The organism is Acinetobacter sp. ANC_7655 (assembly GCF_056784015.1).
This window is the reverse complement of sequence record NZ_JBWYJB010000008.1, coordinates 96608-123319: the sequence shown is the minus strand read 5'-3', so window position 1 is coordinate 123319 and position 26712 is coordinate 96608. Positions and strand designations below refer to the sequence as shown.

At 37.8% G+C, this 26712-nt stretch carries 28 protein-coding genes; 9 read left to right on the top strand and 19 right to left on the bottom strand.

The features are described 5' to 3' along the window. Positions 1-4: 4 nt before the first annotated feature. Together AC1M9N_RS10005 and ffh are read right to left on the bottom strand one after the other, a co-directional pair. Complete coding sequence (locus tag AC1M9N_RS10005; RefSeq protein WP_481587215.1) at positions 5-559, bottom strand: RBBP9/YdeN family alpha/beta hydrolase; 555 nt, start codon at positions 557-559, stop codon at positions 5-7. A gap of 123 nt (positions 560-682) precedes the next feature. After that, positions 683-2089, bottom strand: a complete 1407-nt coding sequence (gene ffh / locus AC1M9N_RS10000) for a signal recognition particle protein (protein WP_035269264.1) — start codon at positions 2087-2089, stop codon at positions 683-685. 143 nt (positions 2090-2232) lie between these two features. Between ffh and AC1M9N_RS09995 the strand changes: the two genes are divergently transcribed. From AC1M9N_RS09995 to AC1M9N_RS09965, 7 genes are all read left to right on the top strand, one after another. Next, positions 2233-3042 (top strand): cytochrome C assembly family protein, encoded by an 810-nt coding sequence (locus AC1M9N_RS09995; protein WP_092767475.1) that lies wholly within the window; start codon positions 2233-2235, stop codon positions 3040-3042. A 360-nt stretch (positions 3043-3402) separates the two neighbouring features. Further along, positions 3403-3816, top strand: a complete 414-nt coding sequence (locus AC1M9N_RS09990) for a type IV pilin protein (RefSeq protein WP_481587214.1) — start codon at positions 3403-3405, stop codon at positions 3814-3816. A gap of 1 nt (position 3817) precedes the next feature. Next, positions 3818-4345 carry a pilus assembly FimT family protein gene (locus AC1M9N_RS09985; RefSeq protein WP_481954690.1) on the top strand — a complete coding sequence of 176 codons (528 nt, stop codon included), beginning with the start codon at positions 3818-3820 and terminating at the stop codon, positions 4343-4345. Then, positions 4317-4763: a PulJ/GspJ family protein gene (locus AC1M9N_RS09980; protein ID WP_092767481.1), complete on the top strand. Its 447-nt coding sequence runs from the start codon at positions 4317-4319 to the stop codon at positions 4761-4763. The genes AC1M9N_RS09985 and AC1M9N_RS09980 overlap by 29 nt, the downstream gene beginning before the upstream one ends. Before the next feature lie 3 nt (positions 4764-4766). After that, a complete protein-coding gene (locus AC1M9N_RS09975; RefSeq protein WP_092767483.1) occupies positions 4767-5429 on the top strand; it encodes a PilW family protein in 663 nt (220 codons plus the stop codon). Positions 5430-5470: 41 nt separating this feature from the next. Next, positions 5471-8218, top strand: coding sequence for a bactofilin family protein (locus tag AC1M9N_RS09970; RefSeq protein WP_481613323.1), 2748 nt, complete (start codon positions 5471-5473; stop codon positions 8216-8218). A gap of 114 nt (positions 8219-8332) precedes the next feature. Then, positions 8333-9283: a tRNA-dihydrouridine synthase gene (locus AC1M9N_RS09965; RefSeq protein WP_481954689.1), complete on the top strand. Its 951-nt coding sequence runs from the start codon at positions 8333-8335 to the stop codon at positions 9281-9283. 10 nt (positions 9284-9293) lie between these two features. Here the strand turns inward: AC1M9N_RS09965 and AC1M9N_RS09960 are convergent, their stop codons facing one another. From AC1M9N_RS09960 to acnD, 12 genes are all read right to left on the bottom strand, one after another. Next, positions 9294-9698 (bottom strand): NUDIX hydrolase, encoded by a 405-nt coding sequence (locus AC1M9N_RS09960; RefSeq protein ID WP_481954688.1) that lies wholly within the window; start codon positions 9696-9698, stop codon positions 9294-9296. A 72-nt stretch (positions 9699-9770) separates the two neighbouring features. Then, entirely contained in the window at positions 9771-10235 is a 465-nt protein-coding gene (locus AC1M9N_RS09955; RefSeq protein ID WP_481954687.1) for a YybH family protein, read from the bottom strand. 237 nt (positions 10236-10472) lie between these two features. Then, the gene (locus AC1M9N_RS09950) at positions 10473-10811 is read right to left on the bottom strand and encodes a zinc ribbon domain-containing protein YjdM (protein WP_035269853.1); all 339 of its coding nucleotides are present in this window, start codon (positions 10809-10811) and stop codon (positions 10473-10475) included. A 143-nt stretch (positions 10812-10954) separates the two neighbouring features. Then, positions 10955-11335, bottom strand: coding sequence for a ribonuclease E inhibitor RraB (locus tag AC1M9N_RS09945; protein WP_035269856.1), 381 nt, complete (start codon positions 11333-11335; stop codon positions 10955-10957). Between the two features lie 166 nt (positions 11336-11501). Continuing rightward, positions 11502-12167, bottom strand: coding sequence for an RluA family pseudouridine synthase (locus AC1M9N_RS09940; protein ID WP_481954686.1), 666 nt, complete (start codon positions 12165-12167; stop codon positions 11502-11504). 563 nt (positions 12168-12730) lie between these two features. Beyond that, positions 12731-12985, bottom strand: a complete 255-nt coding sequence (locus AC1M9N_RS09935) for a hypothetical protein (protein WP_481954699.1) — start codon at positions 12983-12985, stop codon at positions 12731-12733. 78 nt (positions 12986-13063) lie between these two features. Beyond that, complete coding sequence (locus AC1M9N_RS09930) at positions 13064-13795, bottom strand: hypothetical protein (RefSeq protein WP_481954685.1); 732 nt, start codon at positions 13793-13795, stop codon at positions 13064-13066. 109 nt (positions 13796-13904) lie between these two features. After that, entirely contained in the window at positions 13905-14486 is a 582-nt protein-coding gene (locus tag AC1M9N_RS09925) for a DUF4126 domain-containing protein (protein WP_481954684.1), read from the bottom strand. 118 nt (positions 14487-14604) lie between these two features. After that, positions 14605-14811 (bottom strand): zinc ribbon-containing protein, encoded by a 207-nt coding sequence (locus AC1M9N_RS09920; RefSeq protein WP_481954683.1) that lies wholly within the window; start codon positions 14809-14811, stop codon positions 14605-14607. 115 nt (positions 14812-14926) lie between these two features. Continuing rightward, positions 14927-16243, bottom strand: a complete 1317-nt coding sequence (locus AC1M9N_RS09915; RefSeq protein ID WP_481954682.1) for a hypothetical protein — start codon at positions 16241-16243, stop codon at positions 14927-14929. Beyond that, positions 16236-17264: a hypothetical protein gene (locus AC1M9N_RS09910; RefSeq protein ID WP_481954681.1), complete on the bottom strand. Its 1029-nt coding sequence runs from the start codon at positions 17262-17264 to the stop codon at positions 16236-16238. The genes AC1M9N_RS09915 and AC1M9N_RS09910 overlap by 8 nt, the downstream gene beginning before the upstream one ends. Before the next feature lie 86 nt (positions 17265-17350). Then, positions 17351-19966 (bottom strand): Fe/S-dependent 2-methylisocitrate dehydratase AcnD, encoded by a 2616-nt coding sequence (gene acnD, locus AC1M9N_RS09905; protein WP_481954680.1) that lies wholly within the window; start codon positions 19964-19966, stop codon positions 17351-17353. 272 nt (positions 19967-20238) lie between these two features. On the opposite strand from acnD, the gene ygfZ reads away from it, so the two are divergent. Continuing rightward, on the top strand, positions 20239-20961 hold the full coding sequence (gene ygfZ / locus AC1M9N_RS09900; RefSeq protein ID WP_481954679.1) for a CAF17-like 4Fe-4S cluster assembly/insertion protein YgfZ: 723 nt from the start codon (positions 20239-20241) through the stop codon (positions 20959-20961). Positions 20962-20999: 38 nt separating this feature from the next. On the opposite strand, the gene AC1M9N_RS09895 is transcribed toward ygfZ, so the two are convergent. From AC1M9N_RS09895 to AC1M9N_RS09885, 3 genes are all read right to left on the bottom strand, one after another. Next, the gene (locus tag AC1M9N_RS09895; protein ID WP_481954678.1) at positions 21000-22181 is read right to left on the bottom strand and encodes an MFS transporter; all 1182 of its coding nucleotides are present in this window, start codon (positions 22179-22181) and stop codon (positions 21000-21002) included. Between the two features lie 6 nt (positions 22182-22187). Then, positions 22188-22772 carry a TetR/AcrR family transcriptional regulator gene (locus AC1M9N_RS09890; protein ID WP_481954677.1) on the bottom strand — a complete coding sequence of 195 codons (585 nt, stop codon included), beginning with the start codon at positions 22770-22772 and terminating at the stop codon, positions 22188-22190. A gap of 168 nt (positions 22773-22940) precedes the next feature. Further along, entirely contained in the window at positions 22941-23186 is a 246-nt protein-coding gene (locus tag AC1M9N_RS09885; protein WP_092767507.1) for a hypothetical protein, read from the bottom strand. 290 nt (positions 23187-23476) lie between these two features. Here AC1M9N_RS09885 and AC1M9N_RS09880 point away from each other — a divergent pair, with 290 nt between their 5' ends. Continuing rightward, positions 23477-24277 (top strand): tetratricopeptide repeat protein, encoded by an 801-nt coding sequence (locus AC1M9N_RS09880; protein WP_092767509.1) that lies wholly within the window; start codon positions 23477-23479, stop codon positions 24275-24277. Between the two features lie 108 nt (positions 24278-24385). Here AC1M9N_RS09880 and AC1M9N_RS09875 read toward each other — a convergent pair whose 3' ends face one another. Further along, a complete protein-coding gene (locus AC1M9N_RS09875) occupies positions 24386-25309 on the bottom strand; it encodes an AEC family transporter (protein WP_481591724.1) in 924 nt (307 codons plus the stop codon). A gap of 97 nt (positions 25310-25406) precedes the next feature. Next, positions 25407-26525: an NADH:flavin oxidoreductase/NADH oxidase gene (locus AC1M9N_RS09870; RefSeq protein WP_481954676.1), complete on the bottom strand. Its 1119-nt coding sequence runs from the start codon at positions 26523-26525 to the stop codon at positions 25407-25409. Positions 26526-26712: the final 187 nt, after the last annotated feature.

The following is a 26712-nucleotide window of genomic DNA, read 5'->3' as shown; positions in this document are numbered from 1 at the left end:
TGAATTAATCTCGAATAATCTCAGCCCAGACCTCAGGCAATGCCGTACAACCTTCTGAATCAATAAAATGGCCTTGATGTTCAGCAGCAACGACATGTGCATCAATACTTTCAGCTTGCTGGAAACTAAATTTAGGCAGAACGCGCTCATCACCTTCAGAATAAATGACCACGCGATCATGAACTTGGCCACGAATGAGTTCAAAATCTATATCAGCAGCATCAATAAATGGATTGACTTGCTCAAGCCGCCCTAAACGTCCATTGAAACCAGCAACTAGAATTAATTTTTTGATTTTTTGGTTTAAAAGCACTTGGCTTAAGTAATGTAAAGTTGCAATACACCCGAGACTGTGAGCAACAAAAATTGTTTGATCATCAATTTGAGCTATTTGCTCTTTCATTTGTTGTTCCCACGTTCCTAATTGTGGCGTCTCAGAAGGATCTAATCTCAATACTTTTAATGGAATACCATACTGATCAGCTTGTTGCTGTATCCATGGAAACCAATTTTCTTCAGGGCTTGCCGTATATCCATGCACAACATAAACCTGTGTCATTTTCTTGCACTCTTGACTGTATTCTCAACATCATGAATTGATTATTTTTTAAACTAAATAGTAAGTTTGCAAAATTATGTAGCATGAAAAAAGGCGCCACAGCGCCTTTTTAAATTTTGGGAATTATTTTGGATCTTTTCCACCAAATAACGGACCAACGCCACCGCCGCCACCAAATTTCTTTTGCATACCGCTTAATGATTTCATCATTTTCGCCATACCCGATGGATTCGCAAATTTTTTCATCATTTTTGCCATTTGGGCATGTTGTTTGATCAGCTTATTGACTTCAGCAACATCCATACCACAACCTGCTGCGATACGTTTTTTACGACTTGGATTCATCAAGTCAGGATTGCGACGCTCTTTGATGGTCATCGATTGAATAATCGCTTCCATTTTCTTCACTTGCTTTTCAGGATTTGCTTGAGCAATCGCATCCTGAATTCCTGAGTTACTCATGCCAGGCAACTTGTCTAAGAAGCCCATCATACCGCCCATTTTATTCATTTGTTCAAACTGCATCAGCATATCTTCAAAGTTGAAGCTGCCGCCTTTTTGCAGTTTTTTCGCCATTTTTTCAGCTTTTTCTTTGTCGACTTTGCGTTCAAGCTCTTCGACCAAAGAAAGAACATCACCCATACCTAAGATACGTTGTGCCACACGCTCAGGATGGAATGGTTCAAGGGCATCGAGTTTCTCCCCCATCCCCAAGAATTTAATAGGCTTACCAGTAATTGCACGAACAGAAAGTGCCGCACCACCACGCGCATCACCATCAGTTTTTGTAAGAATCACACCGGTTAAAGGCAATGCATCATTGAATGCTTTTGCTGTATTTGCAGCATCCTGACCGGTCATTGCATCTACAACGAACAGTGTTTCTGTAGGATTAATCGCTGCATGCAATTCTTTAATTTCGCCCATCATATCGTCATCGATATGTAAACGACCTGCAGTATCGACAATCAATACATCCGCAAATTGAATTTTGGCTTGTTCAATTGCTCGGTTTGCAATCGTAATTGGCTTTTCATCAGCACTTGATTCAAAGAAAATCGCGCCGACTTCACCTGCTACAGTCTGGAGCTGCTTAATCGCTGCAGGACGATAGACGTCGGCAGAAACCATTGCGACTTTTTTCTTTTGTCGCTCTTGTAAAAAACGAGCTAATTTTGCAGCAGTCGTCGTTTTACCTGCACCTTGTAAACCAGCCAATAAAACAACAACGGGAGGCTTTGCAGCAAGATCAAGACTTTCATTTGCCTCACCCATCATTTTGGTGAGTTCATCATGAACAATTTTGACGAATGCTTGGCCTGGAGATAACTGTGACATCACCTCTTGACCTAATGCCTCTTCCTTAACTTTCGCGATAAATTCACGAGTTACAGGAAGTGCAACATCGGCTTCAAGAAGTGCCATACGCACTTCACGTAACGTATCTTTAATATTGTCTTCGGTCAGTTGCCCAGAGCCAGTAACATTTCTTAAACTCTGCGTGAGTCGTTCTGTTAAGGTATCAAACATTGCAAAATCCGCTTAAAATGGTTGTTGCAAAAAAATCTTTCTTAAAATAGAAAATTTATGCATAAGATGCTATAGGATACTGTAGTTCGTTTGGAATTTATATCTTATTAGATGAATATTCAGCATCCATAAAAAGGTTTGACATGATTAGCCTCCCTTTGGTTTACACAATTTTAGCATTGATCGCCTATACCACTGCCTTTTGGTATTTATTTACCCATTTAATGACTAAACGTGTCCCTAATCATTGGTTTATCAGTCTCGTAGCTGGATTAGGCTTGATCTTGCATGCTGTCGTCTTATTGATAGATATGAAAACGCCTTTCGGCATTAACTATAACGTTTTTAATCTCCTTTCATTTACTTCAGCACTCATGCTGTTATTGAGCCTGCTTTATAGCACTTATCGACCTGTACTTGCGCTAAATCTGATTGGAATACCAGTAGCTGCATTGGGTTTAATTTTAGGCTATTCCCTGAGCCAGCCTATACTTACACTTAAACAGAACACGTTTGGACTTGATGTCCATATTATTTTGTCACTCTCAGCTTATGCAGTGCTATTAATGGCAACAATTCACGCAGTTTTGTTGTGGTTACAAGATCGTGAGTTAAAAAACAAACAGAAACATCGTGTTTGGGTAAATCTATTACCCTCCTATCAAGCAATGGAATCTCTGTTATTCGATATGCTTGTTACAGGTTTCATTTTATTAAGTACTGCACTTATCTTCGGCTTTTTTACGATTGATGATTTTTTTGCACAACATTTGGCACATAAAACAGCATTTAGTATTGTCTCTTGGTTTGTTTACGGTGCACTTTTATTTGGACATTATCGTTTTGGTTGGCGCGGTCAAAAAGCGAGACGCTTTACCATTATTGGTTTTATTTTACTTGCAATAGGCTTTATTGGATCAAAATTTGTATTAGAAATGATTCTAGGAAAATAACAATTATGTGATTTAAATCACAATAAATAATAATAACGAAATAAATATCACATCATATTAAATTTTATATATTTTAAATACATTTAAAATATATATAAATAAATTTTAAGTATAAATAAAATTTTCATATTGTAAATAGTAATAAAAATCAATTACTTAAAGCAAAAAACTACATTAAACCTTTATGATGATTTAATAAATAATAGTTAATATTATTTGAATTATTTAATTAATTAATATTAATAATCTGCTCATCGCTTAATACCCCCCATTAATCTCCTATAAGTTGTTATTATTTAGGTTAGTAACTAATGTTACAGTTAGTAAATGGATATTTTTGATGATTATTTTGGGGTATGTATGAAATTGCAAAAAGGTTTTACCTTAATCGAATTAATGATCGTCATCATTATTGTTGCAATCTTGGCCGCAATTGCAGTACCTAGTTATCAAAACTACGTCACCAAAGCAAAAATCAAAGAAGCTCAATCGAATTTAATCGCACTTTCATTAGGTGCTGAAAATGCATATCAAAGAACACTAAACTACCCTAAAGAAACCTTATCAAATACCAATGCAGTAAAAACTAAATTTACAACTTGGAATCCAAGTTCTGATTCATTTAATTTTACGTACACTTCATCAGATGGTGTGAATTATGCGGTTCAGGCAATAGGAACTGAAGCAAGAGTTTTAGGTTGTACATTAACACTCAAAAATGATGGAACTCGTACCGTGTCCGGTTGTGGTTCATATACTGACTGGGTGAAATAATATGCAAAATACTGGTTATAGAAAACAACTTGGTTTCACGCTGATCGAACTAATGATTACGATCGTTGTACTGGCTATTTTGTTATTTGTAGGTACTTCTTTAACCAGAGCTTGGGTTGATCAAAGTCATGTTGATGAAGCGCTAGCAGGTATTAAAAATGCGACTTATCAAGCCCGTTCTGCAGCAATTCGAAACACGAATAATCAAGAGTCTTCACTTGCAGCAACATCTGTTTGTATAGATAAAACCCATCAAGAAATTAGAGTCATTCGTGTTGCTAAAGACAGTACTGATGCGTGTTCAACAAGTGACGGCAACTCGCCTGACCAAAACTATATCCTTCAAAAAATCCCCTATGCATCGAATGTATTTTTCAAAGTAAACAATACAGAGTTTTATTGTCTATCTTTTAACTCGAATGGGATGTTGGTTGCTGCAAGTTCAGCATCAGCAACGTGCAATTCAAATTTAAATTTAACCGTTACAGTTGAGAAGAATAATGAATCAGCAAACATTCAAATCAACTAATCAACGTGGTTTCACATTGTTGGAGTCTCTTGTTGGTTTACTTATATTCTCGATTATTGTTTTTGGTAGCGGTTTAGCAATCAGCAAAATGTTGAACACGCAACGATATATGAACATTGACAATATAGTGATAAACGAACTGCAAAATCGCTTACAAACCATCACTATATCAACTGACTCAACTGATGTTTGTGCTTCATTCAATAACCAATCTACCGAAAGTAAATCGTTCACATTAAATGGTAATACCTACTACATTTATTGCAATTTGAATTCTGAAAATATTAGTGAAACGAGCGGTGTCGCAGGTACAAAAATTACATGGCCTGTGTTAGCTGCTAGTACAAATCAATCTAATGCCAAGACCTGCGCTGAAGACAGTATGGAAGGCTTAGATTGTTATCGAGTCGGGAGATAAATCATGAGTCAAAAAGGATTTACGCTCGTTGAGTTGATGGTTGGATTAGTCATTGCAATGTTATGCATGCTAATGATGCTCATGCTTTTTAAACAGACGACTCAAATTGGTATTAGTTCTTCTCGTGATTCGGAATACGATGCTCAAATACGAACAGCATTATCAGTTGCACAGAAGCTCGTTCAAAATGCAGGCTATGGTTCAGGAAAAACATCAGATATTGCTGTAGGAGTGGACACTCAAAATTTACCTGCTGTTTTCTGGCGAATGAATCCAGATCCTGTAACAAGCTTAATGTCTGCAAATACAACGATTAATTACAACTGTGAAGCATTAACTCAAGAAAAAGAAGGTGATACATATCGCTTAATCTTTCTTAAAAAGAATAACTGTGGGTCTGAAGCAGTATTAAATATAGAAACTTTTAGCCAACCTGACGAAAAACAGCATATTGTTTCCTTTAAGACCTTAGAAACAGGCACCGTTTTTAACTTTGTATTAACACCGGGAAATTGTACACCTTTTGGAATTGATAAAAACAACTCCAAAGGTACGCGCCAACTGACGATTACTGCTAATCGTCAATACGCAGATGAAATGCAAAATTCAAACATTGGTCAAACAGTGAGTAATACCGTTTGTCTTAATAACATTGTTAACCTTTAAGAGCGAGATTAAAGATGAATAGTTTAAGAAAGCAGCAAGGCATGGCCACTATTCTTTTGGTCTTGCTCATCGGGCTTACAGTGATGATCATAACATCGACTGTTGCAAAATCACTGATCTCCAACAAAGAAGCAAATGTTGCTGCGCATGCACAAACCAATGTACAACTCATGGGATGGTCAGGTGTAAGCGCCTTTCGTGAATATTTATTAAAAAAATATAAGGATACCGATATTAATGACTTTCGCCAAAGCTTATTAAATACAGGTGAAATTCAGCTTTTAAATGATGATACCAACCAACGTTATGTCACGGTTGAAGTAAAAGATGTAAAAGGTTGCAATGGTTTAACCAATAACCCAGATGGTTCTACTGGAACCAAATGTATTGTCATCGCAAATATTCTGTCGAAAAGTGGGTCAGCTCAATCAGCTACTACGATACAAGCAATCTATGATCTTGCAGCAGACCTGATTAAGTACAAGAGTGTTATTAATTTCACTGGTCAAACATTTATGTCTGGCACTACTATTTCCGGCGAAGATCCAACTAAACCAGATGAATATGTCGAACTGAATGTCGATGGTGGTAGCCTGTCCTTACAAGCTGGTTTCAAAATCCAAAATATCAAAAACTTAACTATTAACGTTAAGAAAGACAAAGATGGTAAAGGTGGAAATGTCTATATTGATTGTTTAATTGATGCCTGTGGTACAAGAAATGGGGCTGTAATTAACATCAATGCTGAGGGCTATGTTCATATTATTAACGGCGGAAATTTTGGCAATATTTCATCTGGTGAGTGGGTTAAACTGTTAACCAATGTCAAAGCAGAAAATATTAAAGCAATTGGTGATGTCACACTTTCTCTTGGTTCTAAGGCTCAAAATATTTCCACTGACGGAAATATTAGTCTTACAGAAGGAGGCTATGCTGCAAACTTACATACCAATAAAGATGTAACACTACGCACGAATGTCGAAGTGTCTTCTATCACCACACACCAAGGGAATGTCAATATTTCCGTTTCTAGTAAAGTCAACGGAAATGTTATGGCAGGTGGCAACGTAACAATGATCGGAACTAGTGTTGTTACGGGTGATATTACCTCAGGCGGGAAAGTTAATATTTCTAGTAGTGACGTTAAAGGCAGTGTAAGAGCTAAAGAGTTTATCGATCTTGATACCCTCTCTAAAATTGAACAATCGGCCTATGCTCACAATCAGTCGCAACAAGGGGTTGGCGCGTACAAGGCGGGAGTCCGCTTAAGTACAAGTTGGATTGGTGGAAATGTGTATTCTAACGGTCCATTACGCTTACTAGATGGTCTTATTACTGAAGATGTAAAAGGTGATGTCTATCTTGCCAACTTTAGTGCTTCAAACCAGAATGGTGTAGTTGAAGGATTTAAGAATGCAATTAGTGGAAAAATTTATGAAAAACTCACAAGCATCCCTCAGCTCAGTACTTTTCCAGATATTCCTAAATACGATGTTTCTGAAACCATAGCCAGTATTCAAGAAGCAATTCAAAATATGACGTTTGAAACCAGAGTCGATGTTCGTCAATATCGAAATGATGCAAACTATATTTTCGTACGTGAATATGGCGCTGCTCGCGTATATTTAAATCATCTTCGCAATGAGAGCTCTAAAATCACTTACATGTATGAGTATGATGCTACTAATAATATTCACAAACAGTTTGCTGTAGATGCTTCAGGAAATAAAACTCAAATCATGAAAATTGACCCTGAGAACTCAAACTCAGGCTCACGAGGTTTCTATTTAGGGAAATACACCTTGAATAGCAAAGATTATGTGGGTGCTATTTGTGAAACTATTCATGAAGAACAGATCATGACCAATAGTTTAGGTCTACGTACTGACCATAAAAGCGGTTATTGTACAAGTCAAATTATTGGATATCTTCCACGTGTCAGTTTAGATTTTAATGGTCTTGATGGTAAAGACCGAACTATATTTGGTTGGCCTAAAGATTACGATTATACATTACCAGACACTTGGTATATTCGTTCAATGGATACATCTACATTCGATAACGCAAGTTTTGCTCCAGGTATTCTGTATTTCGAAGGTAAATTAATTATTTCTGGTAAAGCGAATCTTGCGGCGGATAGTACTGATTCTGTATTCACCAATACATTCCTTGCTGAAGGTGATATTGATGCGATTGCGATGTCTCCTCGCATTTATTCGCCTCGTAATATTACGCGAAATCCAAATGCAACAGATGCCTTAATTTGTTCACGTAACTTAGGCACTACGTCTAATACTAAGTTTAGTGTTAGTCCACCTGCAACAACACCTGCAACTTTATCGAACAAATTCTTGACGCCAGTGAATTTGTGCCAAGATGCGAATACGATGTATAAAAACACCAATAGATTACCTAACGGTACACTTGATACAGTGACTATTGATAATAAAGAAATAACAAAGTTAGAACTTGGTTTAGTTGCCTTGATGTCTAATCAAGTTGTGCGTATTGGTGCATGTGCACAAATTTATGGTGACGTATTAGCAAGAAGTAATGTTGAAGGTAGTGCAGCATGTGGTATCGGTGAAAAAAATGGAATCTTTGGTAATATCAGCTCTCAAGGTGTCCCACCGTATACTAGTGTTCAACAACACAATACAATGGGTGCTGGTACAAATATTTATATTCCCAAAAATGAATATAAAAATTTAAATAAAGTTGACGATGTGAATGCAAATGATTTCATCGCCATTAAAAATGCAGACCTACAATGGGCTAAATATCAATAATTGGAAGCGAATAGCCCAAACATAAGTTTGGGCTTTTTTTTGTGTGAAATTTCTGACTAGACAAGCTATACAAAACACCGTATAACACCGTTTTTCCCATATTCAGGTGACCATGTGAAACTCGTTTTAGCACCAATGGAAGGTTTAACTGATCCCATCATGCGTGATGTTCTCACACATGTCGGCAGCTTCGACTGGTGTGTAACTGAGTTTATCCGTGTCACTGATTCTGTCCTTCCAGATCACATCTATCATTCTTACTGTCCCGAATTATTCAACGATGGCAAAACAGCAGCAGGAACACCCGTTCATGTTCAATTTTTAGGGAATAATCCAACCATGTTGGCTGCCAATGCCGTTCGAGCGGTGGAGTTAGGTGCACCTGCAATTGATATGAATTTTGGATGTCCAGCTAAAACAGTAAACAGGCATCGAGGTGGTTCTGTATTATTGGATGAACCTGAAACAGTGTATCAACTGGTTAAAGCTGTACGTGATGCAGTGCCTGCTGAAATACCAGTTTCAGCAAAAATGCGTTTAGGTTATATGGATCGTAATTTCACCCTGGAAAATGCACATGCTATAGAAGATGCTGGTGCCGCTTGGGTGACCGTTCATGCACGAACAAAAGCAGATGGCTATACCCCACCCGCTTTTTGGGATCAACTTCAACCCATTCGTCATGCGCTTAGCATTAATGTGATAGCCAATGGTGAAATCTGGAATAACCAAGATGCGCGCCAGTGTTTACTAGAGTCAGGTTGTGAAGATCTAATGATTGGTCGTGCAGCAGTGACAACACCCGATGTCACACAATGCATCCGACAAAATAAAGACGAAGCGATACTACAATGGAGCGATTTAATTACACTCCAAATTCGCTTCTTAAATGGTTCATATAAAAAAGAAATGAATATGGTCGGACGTTATAAACAATGGCTAGGTATGATGTCTAAACATTATCCTGAAGCAAAACTGTTATGGGATGAAGTGAAACGTCTGAAACAAGTAGATGAAATCATTGCTAAGCTCAATCATTTTCAAAACATTATGCCAACTGTCTAATTTCTAAATTCTAGAATGAATAACTCCGAACTTCACCTTGAAAATTCAGACAGTCTTGAACGCGAGTGCGTTGAACCTCAGACAGTTGCTCTGGACTAAACCATGCATATTCCGTATGTTCCTCAGAGAGTTGAATTTGGGCATTATTTTCAATCACGCATCTAAAGATAAAGGTATGTGAGTTTACCTGTGCGTGATAGTAGACCCCAGATAAATATTGGATGCTTACATCACAACCTATTTCTTCTTTACACTCTCTGAGCAAAGCTTGATGTATGGTTTCACCTTGATCTAAACCACCACCTGGCAACCCCCAACTGTAATTGGCATAGTTTGCTTTCAGTAATAAGACTTGTCCCTCTGGGTTGGTGATCACCGCATGAGAACTCAAACGATAAAAATCATAAAATCCCATGACACGTCTCCAGAATTTAACTCATTCATGAAAGATAACATTGTTTAAGCCCATCTAAATGCTCAAGATTCGCTAAACCACTAGCCTTAATTTAGATTTATCCTTCAAGATGATAGCCTTTCCCGTTGCTAAGTCTACAGGCATAGAAATATGTTGGTGTACCATTACCCACTGTTCATTGGTTTTTTGTAGACATAGTGTTGTACGACACCAAGGCATTTGCAGCTGACCTTTTAAGGCTTTATGTTCCACTTTAGAGTGACAATGTAATACAACCAAATGATCACTCGCATGCACTTTTACATCACGGCGAGTGATTTGCATTCCATCGAAGAAATAGGGACTAAATTTTTGCCATTCTTTTCGATAAGCTTCAGCTCCCTCAAGTTGAGTGCTGACATCAAACATACTTACATTTTGTGCACATTTTTCGATTAACGCATCAACATTATTACTCACCAATGCTGAATCCCACTCTTTTAATTGCGCTAATACTTCATGAGCAGCAACAACATTACCCTCAATCTGAATAGACATGATCTGACCTTATTGTTATTAGTGTGACGAAGTTAACACTTTTATAGGAAAACTGTAATGTTATTTTGTGCCAAGCAAAGAATTTTTTATTCTAATTTGTATCTAAAATTCAATTTAAATTGATAAAAAACAACCATTATTTATTAAAACTTATCATTATGATCAGATTAAAACCAACGACGAGTTATTATCACATAAAAAAATTGGCCCCAGTTTCACTGAAGCCATTATAAAAGCTTATGCTTTCTTTACATATTCGGACTTAAGTTTCATTGCGCCAAAACCATCTACTTTACAATCAATATCATGACCATCCGTTGCATCTGGCAATAAACGAATACTTTTTGCTTTAGTACCGACTTTGATTACGGATGATGAACCTTTAATTTTTAAATCTTTGATAACCGTTACGGTATCACCATCTGCAAGAAGATTGCCATTTGCATCTTTGATCTGAACCACTTCTTCGAGTGTCTCTCCTTCTTTCCATTCATGTGAACATTCTGGGCAGATCAAGAGGTCCCCATCTTCATAAGTATATTCAGAGGAACATTTTGGGCAATTTGGCAAAGACATAAAAAAATCCAAAAAATTAAAAAAATTTTGCTCAATATACCACTTTCATCTAGCGAATAGAAAAAAACCTTAAATTTTATAAGGTTTAAATAAAAAAAACCTAAGTTCAATCACTTAGGTTCTTTTATTGGCTCTAGCCTTTTTTAGCTTTGAAACTCATCTTCTATATCTTCATCATCATATACATATGCCATACATCCCCATCCATCATACTCACCGTCATAGTCATTGGCTATTTTGGTAAACCACTCTTCTAAATCCACAATATCTGAGTACTCTGGCTCCATATACACATAAATCGTGATAATCCATTCTGCGGATTCAGACTCTTCATCAATAAATAAACTGATCTTTTGTTCTTCCTGAAGCAAGAACAAGGCACATTTTTCAGCTTTGTCTTTAGAGCTAAAAGCAATTGAGTACTCAATCTCATGCGGCTCGCTTAAATCATCTCCATCCTGGAACATTTGCCACAGTACATCGCCATTATCATCATTTGGAAATTGTTCTAAATCACGGCTCATACGTTCATCCTTATTGTGGTTATTGCGTATACAATATCCTAGAGTAGCCTATATTTATTTCATTTTGGAGAAGAATTCATTAGAAATTGTTCTTAACTTTATATGATCGTAATTGTTAAATTTTAGTTAGGCACTCACAATACGTATTTTGCTTGAAGCGTTTCATTCAAAATGGAACTTCACTCACAATTTTAATTTCAATACCACTCAACGGTTGTTGAAACTCTAAATAACTCGCATGCAAAGCCATACGCCCTAAATCACTGAGTTTAGGGTTTGGATGATAGAGTTTATCACCTGTGATCGGATGACCTATGGCTTGCATATGTACGCGTAATTGATGTGAACGCCCCGTAATTGGCGTCAACAAGACACGACTCACATCTAAATGCGCATCATAAGCGACCAATTCAAACAGTGTTAAGGCTGATTTTCCAAGTTCAAAATGAACGATTTGTCTCGGTCTGTTTTCCCAGTCCGTAATTAAAGGCAAGTCTACTTGTCCCTGTTGTGGAATTTTACCTTGCACCAGTGCCACATAATTTTTTTTCACGGTGCGCGCTTGGAACATTTTGCTCACAGCCACTTCAGCATCACGATGTTTTGCAAACATCAAAATTCCAGAGGTTGCCATATCTAAACGATGGGTAATTTTTGCATTTGGATATTGAGCTATCACTCTTAAATAGGCACTGTCATGATGTTCAGGCAAGCGTCCTGGCACAGACAATAATCCTGCTGGTTTATCAATGACCACCAAATCATCATCTTCATAGACGATGTTAAGTGGACCTTGAGGTGGCATATATACAAAATTATCGTCTAAAGGCATGTGAACAGAGCATTTCTTTGGGATGCGGAAAAATAGCAACTGATCAACTCAGTGTCAATTTATAAGATGAGCGATTTGAGAATTGAGAATTGAGAATTGAGAATTGAGAATTGAGAATTGAGAATTGAGAATTGAGAATTGAGAATTGAGAATTGAGAATTGAGAATTATAATTTTTTTTTTAAGAGAATTTTGAGGGTGTCAGGGAAAACATGTTGTTTACTTCAACTATTATAACTTTGTAAGTTATAACCCTATTGCCTATAAACTTCTGATTTATAGCGTCCTAAGCCGAATCAAGACCTTTTGGGTAAGTACTACACGCACGTTGTACGCAACTGGTAGCAATCTACTCTTTTCGATCCCGTCACACCCTTGAGATATATAATAGCGAGACTGCGTCGGGATTAATTTCCTAAGATTAACGAATTTCAGCATCAAATAAAAAAATATTTCATGTCACCTTATAAATATAATATTTTTTCCCAAATAGGCTCATTGATACACTTTTTTTAGCGTTTTTGAGCTAAATATTGCAATTAAAATTCAAGCTGACCTTCCATTTTAGAGAGTTGCTTGAATCCAAGATGCAATGCTCCACCACAACATCATGGCAAACATGCCACACATAAGATTAGCGAGTACTTTCTGTAGTTGAGATAATTCAGATTTGTAAATTTTGAGGTTAATCACATACGCAACGATGCCCAGTACCGCTCCTACTGCGCCACCAATGAGTAACAGTAAAATTGGCCAGCCTGCCATCAAATGAACTTTAACACCTAAAGACGTTTTATCATTTTCAGCTATGCTGCTCATTTCCATGTAATTCTTCCTCTTGCAATCATTTTTACTTCAAATGATCATGCAAAGTTCGCACCAACCTCATTAAAAAAACTATTCAAAATTGAGCTCATCAAAGTCCTTGATTTTGCACAGATAGATTGGTGAATAATTCACTTTGGACCAGGTATGCTTAAATTTTTCCTGAAGATCCCGATCTGCCAAATTGATATTTTGTGAATGCTTTTTTTGATGACTGAGAAAATTAATACTTACTCTATAATCAGTATACGGGCCATGATTACTAGAAAGATCATAACCAATCAAACGCATATCCTGCTGCTCTAAACGAAACTTGTAACTCCAATAGCCATAACGACCGTGTCCATAATGGATCCCCAGAATATTCTTGCGGATATCAACACTGAGTTCTGGCGGAAAATAAACACCACCCTCTTCATTTTCCGATGAAAATGCAGTCAGATTCTGCATCAGTTTTTGGTATATGAATTGGTTCTGTAATAGCACCAGAATGCCACGTCGGTTACGATCCAGCTTGCCCTGAACAGGATGGTTCACCCACCCTTTGGGATCAATTTTTTTTACAATCAGTACGGCATCCTTTTGGCCATCCTGATTCAAATCACCTTCTACGGCATCGAACAGAAAATATTGGTCTGGAATAAAGTCCTTAAATTTTTTGGCTTGCTGTTGAAGTCTGATTTCTTCCAGACTTAGTGGTTTCTGCTGTGGAGTGTTCGCCAATAATGGTACTGAAGCAATAGAACATGCCATAAGTATTGCGACTGATATACCATGACGCTTTAATATTTTTAGCACAGGCATCTGCTGAGCTCCTTTATAATTTTTATAATGTTTTTAGCCAATATAATTTTTAGATGAATTGGAATGGTAATCGTGATTCAACATATTTTTATGATGTTTCATTAAGATTTTAAAGGGGAGTTTCGGCATTCTTTACCATGCGTCTTTTCTGACGAATCCAGCGTACTGCCCAAACCACACCAATTAGTAAAACGATCACTACCAATACAGGTATAAAGAATGACAATACGGAAATCACCAATGCGCTGACCCACTCACCTGTAGAAACCACAGGATTTGCCACGCCACCCGTGGTTGCGGTCGATACGCCCCGTGCTGCCACTGTCCCAAGTTGCACTGCTCCTGCTGTTCCACCACCGACGATGATTGCGGCAGCCCAACTTGCAAATTGCGACATTTCGCCAGAGCTTACCGCCATGGTCGTCAATGTTCCAGCCACCATCGCGGCAGGTGTTGCAATGGTGTCGAGTAAGTTGTCTACCCATGGGATGTAATAAGCACCTATTTCACACAGTGTGGCAAAGCCGAGTGCAAAACAGACCGATGGCATCGCCAACCATTCAAAGCCTTTGATGGGTTCAAAAATGCCCATAATAGCGGCAATACTCATCACCAATAAGGGAACAAATACGCGGAAGCCACATGCAGCACTCAATCCTATACCAAGACATAAACCGAGTATTGTTTCCATAGCAAACCTTTTTATTAATATGTTTTTAATTTTCTTAAGGTAACAAAAAAGCCCTATGGTGTAATAGGGCTTTTGTTTAAAACAGTGGTGTCTGTTTTAGTGTGTTTGCTTGAGCGAATTATTTTTTAAATTGATTGCTTAAGCATTTGGTACACGGTGGTAAACGATCAGTACCAATTTCTAAGTAAGCACGATGCCCACATTGAACGCAAAAATAGAAACCTGTTCCCGGTTTAGAGCCAGCTGTAACCATTTTTGTTCTCCGTATATTTTTAGAAATGGTGAACCCAATATACTCCACTAATGATGATGTTTTATTGTCCATTTCGACAGATGATGTTGTCGATTGGGCAATATGACACCAGAAATCTAAATTTACATAAGAGAATATTTTTATTATCTTTGACAAGGTTCTAAGTTATAAAATACAAATTAAAAGTTTAATTTTTACCATAGTATTCATCTAATAGTTTCCGTGTAATTGATAATACTTTTGAGTCCTTTCTTACCTTAGACGAATTTATAAGACTGGTTACAAGACCATTTTTGAACGTCAAATTGTTTAGTTCATATTTTTCAACTAGGTCAAACCAGTTAGCTAAAGGTTTACTTGAAAATAATTTACCCATAATTCTTGCATCACTAGGTAAAACATTTTCTAAATAATATTGCCAACGATCATTAGTTATTTTATCTAAAATTTTAAATGCTTCACTTCTAGCATTCCAAGAAGTACCATATTCATTGCCTAGAACAACACATAGTAATGCAGTGAGACATGCGGGTAATGCTGGTGAAGGAATAGTTGTTCCCAATTTACCTAACTCGCGTACAGGCGCTAACTCGTTGTAGAAATTATTTAGACCATCATGAGCTCTTAAAACTGCTGAAGCAGCCTTAACAAAAGTATCGCTTCGTAAATTCTCTGGAACAAAGTCAAATCCTTTAACTTTTGACAATACACTTTTGAGGCCAGCTACTGATGATGTTTTACCTTCCGCATAGGTTTCTGCATAGGTATACCCCACCTGCCATTTTTCTGCATCTCTTAATTGCATCCAAATCAATGGAATTATTGTATTTATATTGGCCAAAGCATGTTCTAAATTAGCACCTACATTCTTTTTAGCTGCATTCATCAATACATTTATCGTTAACTTAAGAAAAAAATAAGGAGAACTTTTCAACATTTCAATTCGTTGATCAGTAAAGTGAAGACTCTCTTCTTCTAAAGCCGCTCTAAATTCCACAAATTTCTTAGCGACTTCAACTCTAGGTTTACCTAATACAGCTTTAATGCATGCTTTTAATGAGCCTAATGCTTCATTAACATCAATTTCTTCAAGATCAGATTCATCTGAATCTAGTTGTGAAAAATGAGTAATAAGCTCATGTGTATGCTGTAATCTTAAGGCTTCTGTTTTAGTAATGATCCCAAGTTCTTCGGCTAAACGAATAGACTCCCTAGGAGTTAAAATATCATCAATATCATCATCTTCATCAAGATCCGAACGATTTAACATTTCCCCTATTAACGTAACACCTACTGTTGAAAGCTCTTTTTTTAATGCAGTTAGTGTTTTACCCCATAAATAATTAATACCCATCTCAAAATGTCCAGCATCGAAAGCAGATACAATTTGTCTCTTATCTTTATTACTTAGCTGGACAGCATAATTTGAAATTTCTAAAGCTGTTGATACATTCGATGGAATAATTTCACGAATCTCTTGTTGCCATAAATTTAAATCAGTCATTACTAACTCCAAAAAAATCTGACCACCCATCTTGTGATTGCATAAATACAGCCTTTAAACCTTTATCAACTTTACTACTCAAAAATCCAAATGCTCTTTTTCTAGCTCCACCAATAACATTATCATTTTTTTTTGGCTTAACAAAAAAGTTATATCCTAATAACTTAGCTTTATCATCAAATAATATAATTCCATCAGAGTTCAACATCCCTTTAAGTAACGTAGCTTTACTTTCAATATGTGAAGATTCAATTTGCTGCTTCTTAAGTCTTGAAATCAGAAGTGGAAAATCAATAGGCTCTTCTAGCACTATTCCATCTTCTTTTAAAAAGGCTGGTGTTTTATTCATTCCTGTAACAGCAATGATACATCCATGAGATTCTCTCAATGAATTAAATAATATTTTTTTGAGAAAACTTATTGTTGCTTCTTTTTGATCCTCATTGACATTTGAAGAGATCACAGAGACTAGGTTATCTATAAAATATAAAGGTGGTTTAGAATCTTCTTTACGATGATCTAGAAAAATATAATGCGAATCCCCCTTATTAGATCTCACCTCAACACATTCATCTGCAACCTGATGTACCTTAACAACTCTCAAACTTTCGTTGGCGTCCGAACTTAATAAAACATCATCTACTAATACTGATATTGGACTTTCAGCACCTCTAAATAATCCATATTGCAATTTTTCAGCATCATTATTTATGTAAATTAACCACCCATCAGTAGCTAATGGAGCACACTTCTTTAGAACAGCTTTAATACCATCAACATTTAGATCTGCTTCACCTATTTTTAAACTATCTCCTCCTGGTAATAAATTTTTTAAAGTATTTATCTCATTTGTTAGATAGACTTTAGGACTTAACTTAACACCTTCTTCTTGATATCTAGCAAGTTTAACGATTAGTTCAACTAGATGAAGTGTGTTATTAAAAATATGTAATCCCGATGACTGACAAAACTCAGCAACACCACCTATAAGTTGCGTCCTAAAAGTAATATTTTCAGGCATTAGTATTCCCTAAATAATAGTTTTAAATAAAAGAGTCCCTAAATTCAGGTAAAAGCATATTTTCTTATGCTTTTACCTACTAATTATCAAACGTTCCCTTCTAAAAAGTCCTGTGCAAAGCGTTGCAACACACCACCCGCTTCATATACAGAAACCTCTTCCTCAGTGTCCAAACGACACGTTACAGGCACTTCAATCGTTTGATTTTTACCATCCGCCGTTGAGCGCTCAATAACTAAAGTCAAAGTCGAACGAGGTGCAATATTCCCAATCACGCTATACAGCTCTGTACCATCCAAACCTAAAGTTTTACGGTCAGTTCCTGCCTTAAACTCAAGCGGTAACACACCCATACCGACCAAGTTGGTACGGTGAATACGTTCAAAACCTTCAGCTACAATGGCTTCTACACCTGCAAGGCGTACACCTTTCGCAGCCCAGTCACGGCTAGAACCTTGACCGTAGTCTTTACCTGCAACAATGATCAAAGGCTGTTTACGGTTCATGTAGGTTTCAATGGCTTCCCACATACGCATTACTTCGCCTTCAGGCTCTACACGCGCTTTTGAACCTTGCTTAATCGTACCGTCCGAACGTACCACCATTTCGTTATACAATTTCGGATTGGCAAAGGTCGCACGTTGTGCCGTTAAATGGTCACCACGGTGCGTTGCGTATGAGTTAAAGTCTTCCTCAGGCACGCCCATTTTATGTAGATATTCACCTGCTGCCGAATCCATCATAATCGCATTCGATGGTGATAAATGATCCGTTGTAATGTTATCGCCTAAAATCGCAAGCGGACGCATATTGGCTAAAGTACGTGGTGCTGCAAGTGCGCCTTCCCAATATGGCGGACGGCGGATATAAGTACTTTGCGGACGCCAATCATACAGTGGGCTTGCAGCTTGAACTTTCTCACCCAAATCAAACATTGGAATATACACTTTCTTAAATTGCTCAGGTTTAACCGCAACTTTCACCAATGCATCAATTTCTTCATCTGATGGCCAAATGTCTTTGAGATAAATTGGGTTGCCATCTTTATCATGACCTAAAGCATCCGTTTCAATGTCAAAACGAATTGTACCTGCAATCGCATATGCAACTACGAGCGGAGGCGATGCCAAGAATGCTTGTTTTGCATACGGGTGGATACGACCATCGAAGTTACGGTTACCTGATAAAACAGCCGTTGCGTAGAGGTCACGGTCGATAATTTCTTGCTGGATTTTTGGATCTAGCGCACCTGACATCCCGTTACAAGTCGTACATGCATACGCCACGATACCAAAACCAAGTTTTTCTAAATCACCGAGTACACCTGCTTCTTCTAAATACAATGCTGCGGCTTTAGAACCCGGTGCAAAAGATGATTTCACCCACGGCTTACGCACTAAGCCTAGTTCATTCGCTTTACGAGCAAGCAAGCCAGCTGCAACCGTATTACGTGGGTTAGAGGTATTGGTACATGATGTAATAGCAGCGATGATGATTGCACCATCAGGCATTAAGCCTTCTGCTTCTTGCGCACGAGCAGCGTCTAAATTACCTGCAATACCTTTGGCTTTTAAATCGCTTGTTGATACACGCGCATGTGGGTTTGATGGCCCTGCAATATTACGAGTTACGGTTGATAAATCAAAACGAAGTACACGTGGGTACTCAGCTTTGGTCATATCACTTGCCCAAAGACCAATTTCTTTGGCATAGCTTTCAACAAGTTTCACTTGTTCAGGCTCACGACCTGTCAGCGTTAAATAATCAATGGTGTTTTGGTCGATATAGAACATCGCAGCCGTTGCACCATATTCAGGGGTCATATTCGAGATCGTTGCACGGTCACCAATCGACATGGTGTCTGCACCTTCACCAAAGAACTCTAAATAAGCACCGACTACACGCTCTTTACGCAAGAACTCTGTTAAAGCCAATACGATATCAGTTGCCGTAATGCCCGGCTTACGCTGACCAACAAGCTCTACACCAATAATGTCAGGTAAACGCATCCAAGATGCACGACCAAGCATCACGTTTTCAGCTTCTAAGCCACCGACACCAATTGAAATGACACCTAAAGCATCCGTATGTGGTGTATGTGAATCTGTACCCACACACGTATCAGGGAAAGCCACGCCACCACGGTTTTGAATCACTGGAGACATTTTCTCCAAGTTGATTTGATGCATGATGCCATTACCCGCAGGAATCACATCAACATTTTCAAAGGCAGTTTTGGTCCACTCAATAAAATGGAAACGGTCTTCATTACGACGATCTTCCACCGCACGGTTTTTCTCAAATGCATCAGGATCAAAACCACCGTACTCGACTGCGAGTGAGTGATCGACAATCAGCTGAGTTGGTACCACGGGATTGACTTTAGATGGGTCTCCACCTTGATCGGCAATCGCATCACGCAAGCCTGCGAGATCGACAAGAGCCGTTTGGCCTAAAATGTCATGACACACGACACGTGCTGGATACCAAGGAAAGTCATGGTCTTGTTTGTTAAAAATTAATTCTTTAAGAGACTGCTCTAAAATTGCAGGGTCGCAACGGCGTACCAATTGCTCTGCAAGCACTTTAGAAGTATATGGGAGTTTTGCGTATGCGCCTGGCTGAATATCTTCAACGGCTTGACGCACATCATAATATTCGAGCTGGGTACCTTGCAGTGGTTTACGGTAGTTGTTATTCATCGCGTTCCTGCCTTGCCTTGAGCATCTTTTTTCTAAACTTTCTAAACATTTTGTTGTTGATGAGACTTCATCATTTGTGATGGCATAGTACACTGCTGAAAGTCAATTTCCCAAATCTTATATATTTCATCGACTTAGGTATAAAAAATAGGGTTTTTGAAATATTTTGTTTCAAATAACGCAGATAAATAAGCAGTTATGTGCTTTTTTTTGAAAAATAGTGGAAAATTGGGATAATTCTTTAGTATTAGATTCAGATTCGAGCATAGAAAATGAACAATTTATCTTTCTCCTCATTTACGCTTAATGGCGTGGATGCTCAAAAATTTTTACAAGGTCAAGTGACGTTGCATGTTGAACGCCTTGAGGAAAATATCACGCGCTACACAGCAATTTGTGATTTAAAAGGTCGAATTCACTTTGGTTTATGGTTAACAAAGCTGAATCCTGAAAGCTTTGTCATTGTCACCACTCAAGATCAAGCTGAAGAATTTTCCAAACACATTAAAAAATTCGGTGCTTTTTCCAAAATGAAACTTGAAGAAGCTAGTCAGGTCTATCCTACGCTTCAAGGTGACACCACAACGTTCTCAGCAGAAGTAACAGATATTGCCGCTTGGCAAGTTCAGGCTATTCAACAGGGTCACGCTTACATTGATCAAGCCATTGAACACGTGTTCCAACCCCAAGAACTTCGTTTACATCAACGTGAAGGCGTTCACTATGACAAAGGTTGTTACTTGGGTCAGGAAGTCATTGCACGCTTATGGTTTAAAGCCAAACCGAAAGCGTGGTTACATCTGATTCAAGGTACAGGTGCTGTGCCTGCAGAAGCGGAACAACTCGATAAAAGCGTACAAGTGGTCAATAGTGCTGCATTTGAAAATGGTTATATCGCTTTGGTGGTGGCACGCCCTGAAGCATTAGCAGAGTTAGACGTGACTGTTTTAGATTTGCCTGAGTATTTAAATGGTGATGTGGCTAGACCACAGTAAAATAATCTAAAAAAAACCTCCATTTAGGAGGTTTTTTATTAACCATTAGGCTGAGGATTTGGAACATATTTCCGGTAAATAATCAGGTTTAATATGACCAATACCGCACAACACCAGTACATAAATTCAAAGCTCCATTGTGCGATAACTAATCCCATCACAACTGAACCAACTGCCAGACCAATATCAAAACAAATAAAGAATGTTGATATTGCATGCCCCATCCGATGTTTATCTACGGTTTGAATGGTGAGCGTTTGCAAACAAGGAAATACTGAACCATATCCAATTCCAATAAAAATTGCAGATAACCACAACATCCATTGATCATTGACCAATGTTACGACCATAAGCCCAATCGCAAAAAATATAAAAGAAGGAACAATAACAGCACTCGGACCTTGACGGTCATAAATTTTACCGACCCAAGGTCTTACAATTAACATCGACGCCGCAAACAATATAAAAAATACACTGGTGTACGCCAGCAGTTGTTTGCTCTCACTATAAACCGTAATAAAACTGGTAATACTCGAGTAAGCAAAAGCTGTAAGTAAAGCAACACCACTTACAGCAAAAACTTTAGGCTCAAGAAAATCGTCTAGCTTAAAACCTTTTTTATTCATTTTATGTTGCTGAGGTATCTGATTCGCTGGAATATTTAATAACCAGCTAAAAATTAGACCTAAACTGATGAGCACCGCGAGAGCACCGAATAAAATTTGGAAGCTATAAAATTGAATCATGGTAAGCGCAATTAACGGTCCAAATACCACACCTAGGTTAGTGGACATCACATAATAGCCCATGCCTTCACCTTTACGATGCTCAGGAATGAAGTCATTCGCGACTGGAACAGCCACAGTGGTCAACACACTAAACCATATCCCATGTAAAAATCGTATAAGCAACAATGACCACATGTTATCAATGAATAAATAAGCAAATGCAAAGACCGCAAAAAACGTGCTCGATCCACGCATAGTGAGTCGCTTACCCATTTTTTGAATGATCATACCTGAAAATGGTCGTACTGCTATTGATGAGGCGAGAAAAAGCGTTAACGCTAATCCTGCTTCTTCAACTGATCCCGCTAAGTCCTTCACAATGTAAATCGGAAGGACAGCCAACATGGCAAAGTAGTAAATAAAAACAAATAAATTATTTAATACACACAAGATAAATGAACGATTCCAAAGTCGCTCGGTGGTTACACTCATGAAAATCTACTCTTGTCGCATTAATGTTTGGGCTTGAGGGCGTAATGGATCTAAACTCAGTTTGACCAATTGACGGATATAGTGCTCATCAGGCAAATGATTAAAGAAAATAATTTGGTAATGAATAGGACCATACAGTCGATCAAGTACCAAATCATAGTGATCATGTTCTATCAGCTCCCCCACCTCAATCGCCTGTTGGATCAGTTGATGCAGTTGAACTCGTTTAGGTAACAAATATTGCTTGAAGAATGTTGCAGCCAATTCACGATGATTCGCCATAACCACCAACATCGCACGTCCCACTGGATGATCTAAAGCCTTAGCCAAACGAAGCAATTGTTGATTAAGATTTTGTTCAAGATCGAATTCTGGCTCAAACTCAAAAATTGAGAGTGTGAGCTCCTTAAACGTGTCTAGAACCAATTCAGATTTATGTGACCACCATCGATAAATAGTCGACTTTCCCACCCCAGCACGTGAAGCAATGTCTTCTACTGTCAGTTGGTGATATTCCACTTCATTCAAAGCCTGTTTGACTGAAGCTAAAATACATGATCGGCGTCGTGCACTTTTGTCATCGACTGTCATGAAATCCTCACTAATAAAACGATACGTTTCGTATCGTTTTATAATAGAGTTTTTTTATTGATAAAGATATGAAAATAAGACCAAGGCGTTAGATGGAATAGATTTTAACTGTCAATCGATTGAGAGATGACTCATAAAAAACCTCCTATATCGCTAGGAGGTTTTTTTCTAAAAGCCATGAAATAATTTATTCATATCCTTCACCACATAATCTTTAAAATGAAATGCTCTCGCGTGTTTAGCATCAAACTTTACGGTTAAATCACCTTTTTGGAATACATACACTCGATTCTCCTGACTCACCAAATACTGCTCGCCAAGTTTCAATAAGAGCGCATCTATCTTTTGTTCATCTGGGATTGAATCATCTTGAAAAACTTTATCGTAATTACGTTTAATGCCTTTTATAAACATCGTTGAACACCTCATTGCACAATGCGTATTTAAGCAAAACCATCGAAGAACTACTAGTGGATTAAAATTTTGGTTAAATCCATATATTCAAGGCTGAACAACATAAATCCAGTGTCGTTTATATGCTTATACTGCAATACACACACTTTATTCACAAAGCGAAGCTAAATTTGAAGGATGTATACATATTCTATATTTACATTCACATAATTCGGACTATGATGAAATGGTGTAAAACTCTATTTACATCAAATAAATAGGGTTGCTTTTAAGATAGGTATAAAACAATTATGAAAAAAATATTATGTGGTGCTTTACTCGCTGTTGCCACCTCATTTAGCTTCGCTGCCGCACCAGTCGATCCTGCATTCAGCAAAGTACAGGAACTGATTCAAGCAAAGAATTACAATGCGGCCTACCAAGAACTTGAACGCTTATCAAAAGCAGGGAATCCTCAAGCGACTTATAACTTGGCATATCTCACTCAAGCTGGTCAAGGAACCAAACAAGACAACAAAAAAGCAGTACAACTTTATGAACAAGCTGGCACTGCAGGCTATCCTTTAGCCAATTATGTATTGGCGCAAAACTATGCCACTGGCGGCTTGGGTCTGACCAAAAATGAAAAAAAATCTCGTGAATACTTAGATAAAGCTGCAGCTCAAGGTTTTGAAGATGCGATTGTTGAATCTGCTGTTCTACTGTTTTCTGAAGGCAAAGAACAATCTGATAAGCTCGCGTTGCAAAAACTTGATCCTTTAATTAAGAAAGGAAGTTATCCAGCCATTCATGCTCGTGCTTTATACGATATTTCATTAGGCTTTAAGACCAAAACTGAAGCGCCTGTGAAAAAAGGTTTAGCGAGCATTCAAGATTTAGGTAAAAAAGGATACATCCCTGCGCTTATGGCCATTGGTAACATGTTCGTAAACGGAAATATCGTTCCGCAAAACCTACCTGAGGCAAAAAAAATATTTAGTGCTTTAGCAGATGAAAATATTCCTCAAGCCAAAGAAAATCTAGCGATCGTGAACAAACTGATTGCTGAGAATGCAAAAAAACCTGCAGCAAATACGAAAGCTAAATCATAAGCATTAATTTAAATTTTAAACCGCTGCTCAAATACAAAAACCCTATCACGAGATAGGGTTTTCTTATATGAAAAGGATATTTATGATTACATTTTAGGTTTTACTCAATTACCACCATAAAATAATTAATCCAGCAGTCACAATAAATCCAATGACTGTACTCATCAATAAAGGTGTAATTGCACGATCATTGAGCCCATATGCTTGTCCCAACATTCCAAATAATGCAGGTGTAGGTAAAGCTGCAATCAATGTCCCTACATACACGATATCCATTGGTGCTTGAGCAATAAATCGTAGAGTCAAATACATGAGTATTGGAAAAATAAAGTTGGACGATAGAACAATATAAAGACTCTGCTGATTGACATATTTTAGGGTTAAACCTGCGATGCTTCCGCCAATCACAAATAACGCCAAAGGAGATGCCGTCTGACCAATCATTAAGAAAACTTGATCTATATAATGCGGCAGTTTAACCTGAAAAACCGCGCACACAATTCCGATTACCACACCAATAAACAATGGATTTTTACATAGGATTATAAAGTTATTTTTTAATGTATTGAGTAGTGCTTGCTGATTTTGAGCTTGCAATCCCGCAATAAATAAAGCTGCTGGAACAAGAAAAACACTTTCGATAATTACGATTAAAGAAGTAAAGGCAAGCGCGATATGACCAATCAATAGACTTAAAATGGCCGTACCAAGTAGTCCAGTATTAGACATTGACGCTCCAATTGAGAGAATGGCAGCATCACTTAAATTGTTTTTAAAATGCTTTACCAAAATCCATAAAGCGATTGCAAATACAAAGGCAGTCACCACAATATAACTGTAGAAAAGTTCAGGTTGCCATATCGCATCAAGATCTTTTGATGAAAGCGCTTGTAAAAATAGAGCAGGTAAAGCGACTCGAATGACGAATGTACCAACAATAGAGACTTGTTCCTTGCTAAGTAAATTCAGTTTAACCGAGGCATATCCCGAAAAAAGCAGTAAAAAAATCGGAATAATGACCGATAAAACCATGACTTAGCATCCCTAGCTATTGTATGAGTTAGTCAAATTATCATACAACAGCCGTCATTACCCAGGATGACTTTTTAAGTATACCTTTATGCCTATTTTATCTATCAGCATATGGCTTAAATAATGATTTCACATCATGCGGTTGGCATCGTAAATATTGCGGACTAATTTCAACCTCTGCTTTTAATTGAGCAGCAGCATGCCATGGCCATCTTGGATTAAATAGTATTGCCCTTGCGAGCCCGATTGCATCAGCTTTGCCTTGTTGTAAGACATCTTCCGCCTGTTGAGGTTCAGTGATCAGCCCAACAGCAATCACTGGAATGTCTACGTGTTTCTTGATTGCTTCCGCAAATGGAACTTGGTAATTAGGACCAATCTGAATATTTTGATCGACATGTAATCCACCAGATGATGCATGGATATAAACTGCACCAAGTTTTTCTAATGCCTTTGACAACCCAATTGAGTCATCAATATTCCACCCCTTTTCTTGCTCCATCCAGTCTGTTGCAGACAAACGAACACCGATTGGATAGTTGTCTGGAACAGCATTTTTGATCGCCTGAAAAACCTCTAAAGTCAAACGGATGCGGTTCTCAAAACTCCCACCATATTCATCTGTTCTTCGATTAGATAAAGGGGACATAAATTGATGTAATAGATAACCATGAGCCGCGTGGACTTCGATGAGATCAAAACCTGCATCTACGGATCTGACTGCTGCAGTTGCAAAGTCATCGATAATTTTTTTGATTTCCTCGATACTTAATTCATGAGGTGCCTGATCATCTGGATTAAATGGTAAATCACTTGCAGATACCGTTTGCCAGCCATGTTCATGATTCGATGAGAATTGACCACGTCCCATCCATGGTTTATCAGTTGAAGCTTTACGTCCCGCGTGCGCTAACTGAATGGCGATTGGCGTTGGAGCAATCGATTTTACCTTATCAATCAATGCTTTTAATTGCGCACGTTGTAAATCATTCCACAACCCTAAATCTGCAAAGCTGATACGACCTACAGCTTGTACCGCAGTTGCTTCAATAATATATAATCCAGCACCCGACAATGCATAACTCGCCCATTGTTGCTCATGCCAAAAACTATGCTCCCCTGCTTCATTCGCAGAATACTGACACATGGGAGCAATAATAATTCTATTTTTGAGTGATAAATTTCCGAATTGAATTGGCTCAAATAATTTTGCCACACTGAATCTCCCTGATTTTAAATTGATTTATTTGTAGCAGTGTACAACGCATTTACGTGATAAATCATCTAAGTTCATTTCATCATTGAATGCTTTAAAAAACATTTTAAAACTTAACCATGAAGGCACTAGATGGATTGTGTATCATATTCTGTTCAAGCGTAATATCTTGTAGTTCACTCGATGC

Excerpts from the sequence above, each read along its gene's own strand:
- AC1M9N_RS09910 (WP_481954681.1), bottom strand. The coding sequence starts at position 17,264 with ATGCCTGAAAATATTACTTTTAGGACGCAACTTATAGGTGGTGTTGCT.
- AC1M9N_RS09915 (WP_481954682.1), bottom strand. The coding sequence starts at position 16,243 with ATGACTGATTTAAATTTATGGCAACAAGAGATTCGTGAAATTATTCCA.
- AC1M9N_RS09980 (WP_092767481.1), top strand. The coding sequence starts at position 4,317 with ATGAATCAGCAAACATTCAAATCAACTAATCAACGTGGTTTCACATTG.
- AC1M9N_RS09955 (WP_481954687.1), bottom strand. The coding sequence starts at position 10,235 with ATGTCTATTCAGATTGAGGGTAATGTTGTTGCTGCTCATGAAGTATTA.
- AC1M9N_RS09920 (WP_481954683.1), bottom strand. The coding sequence starts at position 14,811 with ATGGACAATAAAACATCATCATTAGTGGAGTATATTGGGTTCACCATT.
- AC1M9N_RS09885 (WP_092767507.1), bottom strand. The coding sequence starts at position 23,186 with ATGTTTATAAAAGGCATTAAACGTAATTACGATAAAGTTTTTCAAGAT.
- AC1M9N_RS09940 (WP_481954686.1), bottom strand. The coding sequence starts at position 12,167 with ATGCCTTTAGACGATAATTTTGTATATATGCCACCTCAAGGTCCACTT.
- AC1M9N_RS09930 (WP_481954685.1), bottom strand. The coding sequence starts at position 13,795 with ATGCCTGTGCTAAAAATATTAAAGCGTCATGGTATATCAGTCGCAATA.
- AC1M9N_RS09945 (WP_035269856.1), bottom strand. The coding sequence starts at position 11,335 with ATGAGCCGTGATTTAGAACAATTTCCAAATGATGATAATGGCGATGTA.
- AC1M9N_RS09970 (WP_481613323.1), top strand. The coding sequence starts at position 5,471 with ATGGCCACTATTCTTTTGGTCTTGCTCATCGGGCTTACAGTGATGATC.
- ffh (WP_035269264.1), bottom strand. The coding sequence starts at position 2,089 with ATGTTTGATACCTTAACAGAACGACTCACGCAGAGTTTAAGAAATGTT.
- AC1M9N_RS09990 (WP_481587214.1), top strand. The coding sequence starts at position 3,403 with ATGAAATTGCAAAAAGGTTTTACCTTAATCGAATTAATGATCGTCATC.
- AC1M9N_RS09925 (WP_481954684.1), bottom strand. The coding sequence starts at position 14,486 with ATGGAAACAATACTCGGTTTATGTCTTGGTATAGGATTGAGTGCTGCA.
- ygfZ (WP_481954679.1), top strand. The coding sequence starts at position 20,239 with ATGAACAATTTATCTTTCTCCTCATTTACGCTTAATGGCGTGGATGCT.
- AC1M9N_RS09985 (WP_481954690.1), top strand. The coding sequence starts at position 3,818 with ATGCAAAATACTGGTTATAGAAAACAACTTGGTTTCACGCTGATCGAA.
- AC1M9N_RS09975 (WP_092767483.1), top strand. The coding sequence starts at position 4,767 with ATGAGTCAAAAAGGATTTACGCTCGTTGAGTTGATGGTTGGATTAGTC.
- AC1M9N_RS09895 (WP_481954678.1), bottom strand. The coding sequence starts at position 22,181 with ATGAGTGTAACCACCGAGCGACTTTGGAATCGTTCATTTATCTTGTGT.
- AC1M9N_RS09935 (WP_481954699.1), bottom strand. The coding sequence starts at position 12,985 with ATGAGCAGCATAGCTGAAAATGATAAAACGTCTTTAGGTGTTAAAGTT.
- AC1M9N_RS09875 (WP_481591724.1), bottom strand. The coding sequence starts at position 25,309 with ATGGTTTTATCGGTCATTATTCCGATTTTTTTACTGCTTTTTTCGGGA.
- AC1M9N_RS09995 (WP_092767475.1), top strand. The coding sequence starts at position 2,233 with ATGATTAGCCTCCCTTTGGTTTACACAATTTTAGCATTGATCGCCTAT.
- AC1M9N_RS09880 (WP_092767509.1), top strand. The coding sequence starts at position 23,477 with ATGAAAAAAATATTATGTGGTGCTTTACTCGCTGTTGCCACCTCATTT.
- AC1M9N_RS09960 (WP_481954688.1), bottom strand. The coding sequence starts at position 9,698 with ATGGGATTTTATGATTTTTATCGTTTGAGTTCTCATGCGGTGATCACC.
- AC1M9N_RS10005 (WP_481587215.1), bottom strand. The coding sequence starts at position 559 with ATGACACAGGTTTATGTTGTGCATGGATATACGGCAAGCCCTGAAGAA.
- acnD (WP_481954680.1), bottom strand. The coding sequence starts at position 19,966 with ATGAATAACAACTACCGTAAACCACTGCAAGGTACCCAGCTCGAATAT.
- AC1M9N_RS09950 (WP_035269853.1), bottom strand. The coding sequence starts at position 10,811 with ATGTCTTTGCCAAATTGCCCAAAATGTTCCTCTGAATATACTTATGAA.
- AC1M9N_RS09890 (WP_481954677.1), bottom strand. The coding sequence starts at position 22,772 with ATGACAGTCGATGACAAAAGTGCACGACGCCGATCATGTATTTTAGCT.